General features: G+C 43.2%; 2 protein-coding genes. Both read right to left on the reverse strand.

Annotated features, from left to right (window positions below; translation table 11 throughout):
- A partial coding sequence (locus A3761_RS03405; RefSeq protein ID WP_197472784.1) for a hypothetical protein occupies positions 1–574 on the reverse strand: 574 nt, incomplete at its 3' end.
- 26 nt (positions 575–600) lie between these two features.
- On the reverse strand, positions 601–1,663 hold a 1,063-nt coding region (locus tag A3761_RS03410), incomplete at its 5' end, for a YjgN family protein (RefSeq protein WP_068749816.1).

Below are 1,663 nucleotides of genomic sequence, written 5' to 3' on the forward strand. Positions count from 1 at the left end.
TCTTTGTCAGCTCGTCGGCGATGCGATTAAAGGCCTGCCTTAAGGAGTCGCGCTCTTCTTCAGCTAATTCACTGCTTTGAAACACGCTCTTATCTAGGATTTCTAAGCCTCCGTGACCAATTTTTGTTGATACTTCAGCGGGCAGTGCGTGGGCCAATTCTTCGCTGAAAAAAGGAATGCCATAAGCGATAAAACCCCAGCTAGCGACCGCTACCAAAACTAAGGTTAACGCAACAAACTGAAGCTTACTTTCCAAGCGGTGAGCGAGCCCGGAATATGTTTTAGTTTTGAGGTAGCCATCCTGCTGGGCGGTTTTAATCAGTTCATCGATTGCTAAATTATCAGCACATTCAAATTGACATTGATCGCCAAAACTAATGAAGCGCGGGGTATTGCCAATGCGTGATGAGATGTCGACATCTTTAATGGCGACCTTTTTTAAGGGTTCATTGGATGACTCAGTGACAAATTCACTTTCTGGAAAAAAGCAGAGCTGACCGCCTTCCTGATAATGTAGCTTAGCGGGAAGCCGTGATGAGCTTTGCCCTAGGTACAAATAGCCGGAAATCTCCATTGTTAGCAACCAGGCTTCGTCAGCATTTAAATTCCCACTTCGATATCAAAGACTTCACCAAACTCTTCACCCATTGCGGTCAATTGATTTTGTTGATCCGCGACGAAATTATCGAGAGATTGATTTGTCAGCAGTGTTAGTTGGCTTGCGCGGTAGCGCGCAGTACGGATCATCGACCAGGGGATGAGTAAGCCTAGTGAGCAGATAATGGCAATCGTATTGCTGAGGTATAGATACAACATATAGCTAACGCTCAATGTACTTGAGAAAGTCATCTCTTCGATCTGGGTATGATTGAATATCAAGTTTTGGCGCTTGGTTTGAAGGTAGGCAAAGATCCATAAATAAACAGTAAAGAATACCAGCTGAATTAAAATGAGGTTTGAAAAAGACGGTGCTGTTTCTTCACTTGTAAAATTCATAAGGTCTAGCTGGGATAAAGTCCAAAGTACAATAGATATCGCTAAGATAAAAACACCGGAGGCCTTTAAATACATAAGATAGAAGCTTTTTGCGCCAGCGCCATAGCTGAATGGTGAGGTGCCATAGCGAGCGTTATTTACAAGGAAAATAGCTTTTAAGTATTGCCAGAAGGGAAAGCCCAAGATAAACAATGGGAACAAAGCAGCAAGCCCCCAAGGCATATTAAACTCTTCCTCAATATCTATTTTTGCTTCTTCTCCTACGGCAGGTATCTCTGTCGTTTCATCAGCTGGCATCTCCTCAGAAATCGGGACTTCCGAGTATTCCCATACCTCACTGGGCACAGAAAAATATATTGAGCTAACAAGCAGAGCCAGGAACAAAAATACCGGTAGGCCATAAAATAAATAAGCTTGCTTGAAGTTTCGTTCAAAGCGGAAGGTAATACCACGATAAGCTGTGTGGCGGAGCCTGAACGACATAGAAAGAACAATGATTGCAGGCACTAAAACTGTCACTGCTGCAGCGGCATACAAACCCCAAACGCCATTATAGGAATTTATTGCGTAATAAATGCCGAATAATATGGATGCAAAAATTCGCCCTTTTAGAATCTGTTCAGGCTTTGCCAAATATTGAAAGGCGCTGTCGTCAAGCTGAGTATTG

This window comes from Oleiphilus sp. HI0123, from assembly GCF_001635315.1.